We start from the raw sequence: 7,991 nt of genomic DNA on the forward strand, positions 1-7,991 counted from the left end.
ACTCAACCATCCGGAAATGCCAGTTAGTTCAAATTCAAGGCTGCGCTATTTGCGTGGTCTTTTTCGTATCCAACTTCCGTTTTTTCTCCCTCATTTGAGGGGTGAAAACTAGAAGTGGCTATAGATCATTAACCAAATTTGCCGCCGCAATCACCCTCAGTACCTCCGTATCTCCTGTTGTGGTCGGCATCCTATTAACTCATCTAATGATCACTCCGTCAGTGGGGTGGAATATGAATCGTATGGACAAATACACAAGCCCCACTGCATACGGCTGGGGCGCATTTACTGCAATGCTCGGCGCTCTGTCATTGAATGACTGGGCAATTGTAATCGGTATTCTCTCCACGATAGGCACATTTGCCGTGAACTGGTACTACAAACACCGGGAGTTCAACAGACGTGAAAAAGACGAGTAAGTTAACGGCTGCTGTTATCGGTCTGGTACTTTCCGGTGCGGGTGCCACGGCAATACTGTCTCAGTTTCTGGACGAGAAAGAGGGCAACCGGCTATCAGCATATCGCGATGCAGGCGGTGTCTGGACTATCTGCCGTGGCGTGACGCGCATTGATGGCGTTCCCGTTCGGCAAGGTATGAAGTTAACGACAAATCAGTGCCAAGACCTCAACACCAAAGAAGCAGAGCAAGCCATCGCATGGGTAAAGCGCAATGTCAAAGTGCCATTGACTGAACCCCAGATAGCAGGTATTGCCAGTTTCTGCCCGTACAACATTGGCCCAGGGAAATGTTTTTCTTCCACGTTCTACCGTAAGTTGAATGCCGGAGACAAGAAAGGAGCCTGTGCCGAAATCAAGCGCTGGGTATTTGACGGTGGCCGAGATTGCCGACAGACCAAAGGCCAAGCGGACGGCTGTTACGGTCAGGTTGAGCGACGTGCTCAAGAGGCAGAGCTAACGTGTTGGGGGCTGGATGAATGAAACTCACATTAACCCACTACACGATCATTGTTCTGATTGGCGTTGCAGGCATAGCCACATTCGGAAGCTACCATTACAGCTCCGAGTATGAGAAACAGAAAGAAGCTAATGGACACCAGTCAACCGAAATCCAGCAACTGACTGACCGCATCAACTACCAGAGCACGCACATTGATATGCTGCATGAACTGGACACCAAACACAGGCAGGAACTCGACAATGCCAAATCTGAAATCGATAATCTTCGGTCTGATGTTGCCGCTGGCCGTCGCAAGCTGCGGATCAAAGCCATCTGCCCCTCCGTGTCTGAAGCCACTTCCTCCCGCGGCATGGTCGATGCAACCACCGTCGAAATCTCTGGAGAAACTGGATCAACTGTTCTCGATATCCGAGAAGACATCATCAACGACCTCGCAAAATTAAGATACTTGCAGGGTTACGTTAATATCGAATGTGGGAGAAAAAATAGTGACTGAAACAAACAAACTCAAGCCATGTCCGTTTTGTAACAGTGAGCACGCAGAAATGAACTCGTATTCAGATGACACGTGGTTTTTTGTGCAATGTACCGACTGTAATGCGAATGGGCCAGAGGAATTTACGGCAGCGAACGCAGAAATTGCGTGGAACCGGAGAGCAGAAAACACATTGCCACCTCAGAGCAAATGATACTGGGGTTGCAGGAGTATGTTAGGGCAGCATTGGTGAGACTTGAATAATCAGGGTTGCAACCACTAATACATTTTAGATGGTTGCAGAGAATTGCAGGAGAAAGAAGCCGGAATGATTAGTTCACAAAGGTTCTTTTAACTCTCACTGATACTAAGAAATAAGGTATCCATATAGCAGAGTAAAAAATAGCACGGACAAGATATGCAATATCTTCCATGTCAGGTTTCACATCGAGACCAATCGAGTATAGTATCGTTGCACCTTGGATAACAATGTTGAATATAAATACAGAGATATAGAAACGCGGAGCTTTCTTTGATTTTTTTAAAAAGAAAGTAGTAGTGAAAATAATTAATATAAATAATGATATATCTAAGATAATTGCGATTATAAATACAAATGTATACAAGGGTCGCCAACCTTCAGCGAGACTGACATACGTTGTATATGTTAATTGAATACCTGTGACAATTTCATATATACTCGAAATGAGCATAAATATCAGACTGATAGCAGGAAGATACAGCCATCCTCCAATCTTTTTAAAAGACTCATCTGCACATTTTTCACAATATTCTGTGTCTTGAGATATTTCTTTTTCACCACATTGAGTGCATGTCCACTTATCCATATGAATCGACCTTTTATGTTTACATAAGTTGACGAATTTTAATGCGATTTAAAATGATGGCAATAACTAATTAGGCTTATAGGGAATCAAACATGGCACAAAAGAAAATCCAGTTCACTGATGAACAAAAGGTTCTCTTTGATGCCTTAACGAAACTTCAACAGAAATTCGCGTTAGGCATCCTGAAAGGACTGAGTCAGATAGATGCCTACAAACAGGCAGGGTATAAGGCTAAAACGGAAGAAACAGCTCATTCCAGCGCAAGCGAAATCCTAAGAAATCCTAAGGTTAAAACTTTTCTCGACGCCATGAACCAAGAAGCGGTTTCTGATGCGGTTATGACCCGTCAGGAAGCCTTAGAGCGACTTTCTACGATGGGCCGTGTTTCTCTCTATGACATTGCTGAATTCCGTAACAGTCAGATAGGGGAAGACGACGAAGGTCAGCCCGTCTTCCAAGCCTCATGGCAATTCAAGGATAGTGCCTTGCAGAACCCTGCCGCACTGAGCGCCATCTCAGAGCTGACCACAGGCAAAGATGGCATCAAACTGAAACTGCATGATCCGAAAGCCGCCATTCGGCAACTGGCTGAACTGATGGGCTGGGATGCACCGAAGAAGACGGAGCTAACGGGCAAGAACGGTGGCCCGATTAATATCAATAACACAACCGCAGCGGAACTTACTGATGATGAACTTGCCGCAATCATTTCAGGTCAGTCGGGAGGCAGCAGCGGCGGAACTGCTTAGACGGCGGGAAGCCAGAAACGATCTCCATGCTTTTATCCGCTATATAAACCCTGAATATATCACCAGTGATTTCTCGCGTCAGGTCTGCGCGGCACTGGACGAGTTTCTGATTGATATGATGGCAGGTCAGCGACCTATCCTGATATTGGGCGCACCCCCTCAGCATGGTAAGTCAGATATTGTCTCGCGCTATCTGCCCGCGTACTTCTTTGGTAAGTATCCCGATAAGCGTGTTGCTGGATTGTCATACGGTAAAGACCTTGCCAGTGACATGAACCGTGATGTCCAGCGAATTATGATGAGTGACGAGTATAAAAACCTTTTTCCCACATCGTCACTAAATCCCAAGCGGGTTGTTACCGTTGAAACGATGGCAAAGCGTAACAGTGAAGCCTTCGAGATTGTGGGTAATAAGGGATCTTATATCGCGGCGGGTGTTGGCGGGCCATTAACGGGTAAGAAGGTTGACTTAGGCATTATTGATGACCCGATTAAAAATGCCCAGGAAGCATTAAGCCCAACAACCAAAAATGCCATCTGGAACTGGTATGTTTCCACCTTCAAGACGCGCCTGTCGAAAAACAGCGGCGAGATCATCATGGCGACTCGTTGGGCGACAGATGACTTATCCGGCAAGGTGATTGAAATCAGTTCAAAAGCGAAGGTGCTGGCATTCCCTGCTATCAATGAAGCAGGCGAAGCGTTGGTACCGGAGTTACATCCAATAGATAAACTGCTTGAGACAAAAGTTATCCTTGGTGATTACTTCTGGTCGGCGATGTACCAACAGTCACCGAAGCCATCGGGCGGCACCATCTTCAAAGAAGACTGGGTCAACTACTATTTGCCGAAAGACTTACCTGAGAAGTTCGATCGGGTTATCCATAGCTGGGATATGACCTTTAAGGACAGTGAGGGCACGGATTACGTGGTCGGTCAGGTCTGGGGCAAGAAAGGCGCTAACGCCTATTTATTGCATCAAGTGCGCGAACGTATGAGTTTTACGGCCACCCTGAAAGCGGTCAAGAAAATGGCGGAAGACTTCCCTGATGGCCGCCGTAAGCTGGTGGAAGATAAAGCCAATGGCCCCGCGGTGATTGATTCACTCAAAAGCACCGTATCCGGCCTGATCCCCGTCGAACCGGACGGAAGCAAGGTTGCCCGCGCCCACGCGGTGACGGCTGAGTGGGAAGCAGGCAATATTTGGCTACCCCATAAAGACACCGCCCCGTGGGTGGTGGATACCGTGGACGAAATCACCACGTTCCCCGTGGGCGCACATGATGACGTGGTGGATGCGATGACACAGGCACTGCGTGACCTGTACCAGAAGAAAGGCAGTTTCTTTACAACCAAGAGGTAATTATGTGGCCGTTCTCAAGGCGAAAAATCAATGCGCCCCCGGTTAAAAGGTCGGCGTTCTCGACAGACCTCTATCCGGCACTGGCAAAAGAAAGCGGGTTTCAGGGGCTGGATTTGCCGCAGCCGGCTATTCAAGGCGTGGCGATGGATTCGATTGATGGCACGATACCGCAATTCAAAGCGGGCAGTGTCTACGGTGTCCCGGAAGCACAAGCGGCGTGGTATGCCAATCAGATGTTTATCGGCAACAATCTGTGTGCGGTGATCGCCAAACACTGGCTGGTGGACAAGGCGTGTAACATGCCGGCTCGTGATGCTATCCGGCAGGGGTACGAAATCGACTGTGAAGATAGTGATGTTATCGACCGCCTCAAGACGCGGGATAAAAAATACCGTATCAACAATGCCATGAAAGAGCTGGTGCATTTCGGGCGGGTGTACGGTGGCCGGATTGCCCTGTTTGTGGTGGAAACACCTAACCCAAAAGAGTGGTATGAAAACCCGTTTAACCCTGATGGCATCCAGAAAGGGGCGTACAAAGGCATCAAGCAGATTGATCCGCAGTGGGTCACGCCGGAACTGACCGCTGATAACGTGCAAGATCCTGCCTCGCTCAATTTTTACGAGCCGACCTATTACCGGATAGGCGGGCGGCGTTATCACAAATCGCATCTGGTGAAGTTCGTGCCGTTCCCCGTGCCGAATGTGCTGAAGCCGATGTACAACTACTTTGGCGTGTCTGTCCCTGAGCGTGTTTACGAGCGCGTCTATGCCTCAGAGCGTACTGCCAATGAAGCGCCACAACTGGCCATGACCAAACGCTTGTTAACTATTGGTATGGCAGACGCTGAAAACGCCGATAAGGACGTGATTGCGGAAAACATCGCTTACTTTACCTCCATGCGCGATAACTACGGTGTGCAGGTCATCAGCAATGGAGACACGGTACAGCAGTTCGATACCTCACTGGCGGATTTAGATGCCACCATCATGACCCAGTATCAACTGGTCGCAGCGGCGGCGAATGTGCCTGCAACCAAGCTATTGGGCACGACACCTAAGGGTTTCAATGCGACCGGTGAGTATGAAGAGGCGAGTTACCGCGAAGAACTGGAAAGCATCCAGGCCAACGATTTGGAAGACCTGCTCCAGCGTCATTATGAAATCCTATTGCGCAGTGAAGGACTGCCCAACGTCGATATCAGTATCTCATGGCAGCCACTGGATAGCCCGACGGCATCAGAATACGCCGACATTGAGCTGAAAGACTCCCAGACTGCCGTCAACTACGCCAACGTGGGCGCGGTGGATGGGTTGGATATTCGTAAAAAGCTGGCGTCTGACAAAGAATCCAGTTACTTCGGTTTGGACATCAACGAGGAAGACTATGGAGAAGAAGATCCGCTTGCAAGCGAAGCGGGAACGCTGGGCGGTGCAGCGGCAGGCGGTCATGAAGGGCAAGCCGCTGCATTACCCGGCGGCCACAACGGACCGTTATCAACGTGACCTGTCACACCTGATAAAACGGATGATAAAAGAGTATGAGCGTGCGTTAACAAATTTGCATGAGGAGTTTGATTCGGTGGCAATGGATGCCAGCTTTGCCAGCCAGACCCGTATCTGGCTGAACAAGTTAAAACGTCGCTGGGACGGCATCTTTAATAAGCAAGCCAGCATACTGGCCGATAAGTTTGTCAGTCAGGTGGATGTATCCGCCAAACGCAATCTGGATGATTCCCTTAAACAACTCTCCGGCGGACTGACCATCAAAACCCCCGACATGCCGGAGGCCATGAAAGACCGTATCACAGCAGCCACGGCGGAAAATGTCGGCTTGATTAAATCCCTTCCTGAACAGTTCCACTTTCGTATCGAAGGGGCGGCACTGCGTTCGATCAGTCAGGCGGGCGAGGGGGCGAAAACATTGCTGGCGGAAATTAAACACATTGGCGGCGTGACAGAAAAACGGGCGCAGTTCATTGCCGTAGACCAGACCCGCAAGATCACCACGGCAGCGAACTACGAGCGCATGAAGTCAGCAGGTATCCGCAAGGCGGTCTGGCATCACTCCGGTGGCAGTGCCGAACCCCGTCAGTGGCATCAAAAACTGGAGGGTGAGGTTTTCGACCTGGATAACCCGCCGATTATTGATGAACGGACAGGGCAGCGCGGTTTGCCGGGGGAATTGCCCAACTGCAAATGTTTCTGGACGCCTGTCGTGGATTTTGGTGACGAGTCATGAGCAAACGACAGTATGACCTCAACGGCTGGCTGGAAGTCAAAGATAACCCCATCACTAAAGTTGGGGTTTTTGATTATCTGGGGTCTGAAATTGGCGCACCGAACCCCGACCAGCTCTATCGGGTGTATCGGCCGGCTGAAGAATTGGAAAGTGTCGCCACTATCGAATCCTTCAAGCTCAAACCTTTTATTGATGAGCACGAGATGCTCGGCAAAGACGGCACCCCTGCCGAGAAAAAAGGCATTGAAGGCGTGATCGGCGAAAACGTCTACTTCGATTACCCCTATCTCAGGGGCAACATCAAGATCTTATCCAATGCGGCACTGAACCAGATTGATAACGGCAAGATTGAGTTATCACCGGGCTATCGCTGCCGCTATGAATTCACCCCCGGCACTTTTGAGGGCGAGCATTACGACGCCATTCAGCGTGATATCAGGGGGAATCACCTTGCACTGGTTGAAGAAGGGCGAACCGGCATTGACGTCGCCGTGCAAGACCACAGTGTTATTACTATCGATACGATGGAGTTAGTCAGAATGAATCCAGAAGAGAAAGACAAGCCGACAGCGGACAACGGCTTCACACCGGAGCAGGTCGAACAGTTGCAGGCGATGATTGCCGCTGCTATTGCAGGTAGTCCGCCAGCGACTGATGAAGACCCGGAAAAGAAAGACACCAGCGACGAAGATCCTGAGCAAAAGCAGCAGGATTCAGAAGAAGAGAAAAAAGCCGAAGATGCGGTCGAAGAAGCGGAAACCGCCGCTGAAGCCGCGGAAACGGGCGAACCCGAAGCGGTGGAGAATGCCGAGATTGCCATTGAAGCGGCTGAAGAAGCGATAGAAGCCGCGAAAGAGCACCTTGACCAGGCGACGACCGATAGCCTTAACCGTCGTATCAAGCGTATTCGTCGGGGCATTCAGGCGATGGACGACATTTCCATGCTGAAACGTAAGGTGAACCGACTGGCGAAAGCCAAGCCGACGTTGGACACGGGCGCACTGATTAAGCAACTGGCAGGCCGTGACACGCTGGCGCAGGCGCTGACGCCGTTTGTCGGGGTGTTTGATCACAGCAGCATGACTAAGCAGGGCGTGGCTGAATATGGCGTGAAACAGCTCGGTATTCCCTGCCAGAAAGGGCAGGAAACTGTTGCGCTGGATGCGTGGATGCACGGGCGTGTCCCCGATTCACAGAAATCAACAACGGCAATGGACGCGGCGTCTACTCAGCAATCCATTAAAGACAAGTGGAGTAAGAAATAATGGCAATACCGAAGAGTGTGCTTAATGGTCTGGTCAGCGGCGTTGTCGGGGAAATTTCCCACGCTGGCCCGATCCGCGCTATCAGTGCCGTCTTGTCGTCGGCGGATGAGAAGAAAAACCTGTTTGGGCTG

10 protein-coding genes are annotated in these 7,991 nt (G+C 50.1%); 9 read left to right on the forward strand and 1 reads right to left on the reverse strand.

Annotated features, from left to right (window positions below; genetic code table 11):
* Window positions 1-233: 233 nt before the first annotated feature.
* Genes PSI22_RS04305 through PSI22_RS04320 form a run of 4 tightly spaced genes read left to right on the forward strand, consistent with a single transcriptional unit; the run spans window position 234 to window position 1,608 of the window.
* On the forward strand, window positions 234-419 hold the full coding sequence (locus PSI22_RS04305) for a phage holin family protein (RefSeq protein WP_038204387.1): 186 nt from the start codon (window positions 234-236) through the stop codon (window positions 417-419).
* Entirely contained in the window at window positions 403-939 is a 537-nt protein-coding gene (locus tag PSI22_RS04310) for a lysozyme (RefSeq protein ID WP_273578733.1), read from the forward strand. Before PSI22_RS04305 ends, PSI22_RS04310 begins: the two co-directional genes overlap by 17 nt.
* Complete coding sequence (locus tag PSI22_RS04315; RefSeq protein ID WP_273578734.1) at window positions 936-1,415, forward strand: lysis protein; 480 nt, start codon at window positions 936-938, stop codon at window positions 1,413-1,415. The genes PSI22_RS04310 and PSI22_RS04315 overlap by 4 nt, the downstream gene beginning before the upstream one ends.
* Window positions 1,408-1,608 carry a Lar family restriction alleviation protein gene (locus PSI22_RS04320; RefSeq protein ID WP_273578735.1) on the forward strand — a complete coding sequence of 67 codons (201 nt, stop codon included), beginning with the start codon at window positions 1,408-1,410 and terminating at the stop codon, window positions 1,606-1,608. Before PSI22_RS04315 ends, PSI22_RS04320 begins: the two co-directional genes overlap by 8 nt.
* 118 nt (window positions 1,609-1,726) lie before the next feature.
* Here PSI22_RS04320 and PSI22_RS04325 read toward each other — a convergent pair whose 3' ends face one another.
* Window positions 1,727-2,242, reverse strand: coding sequence for a DUF2569 domain-containing protein (locus tag PSI22_RS04325; RefSeq protein WP_273578736.1), 516 nt, complete (start codon window positions 2,240-2,242; stop codon window positions 1,727-1,729).
* A 92-nt stretch (window positions 2,243-2,334) separates the two neighbouring features.
* On the opposite strand from PSI22_RS04325, the gene PSI22_RS04330 reads away from it, so the two are divergent.
* From PSI22_RS04330 to PSI22_RS04350, 5 genes are read left to right on the forward strand one after another with little or no spacing between them, the layout of a single operon-like run.
* Window positions 2,335-2,991: a terminase small subunit gene (locus PSI22_RS04330; protein ID WP_273578737.1), complete on the forward strand. Its 657-nt coding sequence runs from the start codon at window positions 2,335-2,337 to the stop codon at window positions 2,989-2,991.
* Window positions 2,930-4,354: a phage terminase large subunit gene (gene terL, locus PSI22_RS04335; RefSeq protein WP_273578738.1), complete on the forward strand. Its 1,425-nt coding sequence runs from the start codon at window positions 2,930-2,932 to the stop codon at window positions 4,352-4,354. The genes PSI22_RS04330 and terL overlap by 62 nt, the downstream gene beginning before the upstream one ends.
* A 2-nt stretch (window positions 4,355-4,356) precedes the next feature.
* Complete coding sequence (locus PSI22_RS04340) at window positions 4,357-5,859, forward strand: phage portal protein (RefSeq protein ID WP_273578739.1); 1,503 nt, start codon at window positions 4,357-4,359, stop codon at window positions 5,857-5,859.
* Between the two features lie 22 nt (window positions 5,860-5,881).
* On the forward strand, window positions 5,882-6,595 hold the full coding sequence (locus PSI22_RS04345) for a phage head morphogenesis protein (protein WP_306310508.1): 714 nt from the start codon (window positions 5,882-5,884) through the stop codon (window positions 6,593-6,595).
* Window positions 6,592-7,860 carry a DUF2213 domain-containing protein gene (locus PSI22_RS04350; RefSeq protein ID WP_273578741.1) on the forward strand — a complete coding sequence of 423 codons (1,269 nt, stop codon included), beginning with the start codon at window positions 6,592-6,594 and terminating at the stop codon, window positions 7,858-7,860. The genes PSI22_RS04345 and PSI22_RS04350 overlap by 4 nt, the downstream gene beginning before the upstream one ends.
* Window positions 7,861-7,991 lie beyond the last annotated feature (131 nt).

This window comes from Xenorhabdus aichiensis (genome assembly GCF_028598775.1).
Lineage (GTDB): Bacteria > Pseudomonadota > Gammaproteobacteria > Enterobacterales > Enterobacteriaceae > Xenorhabdus > Xenorhabdus bovienii.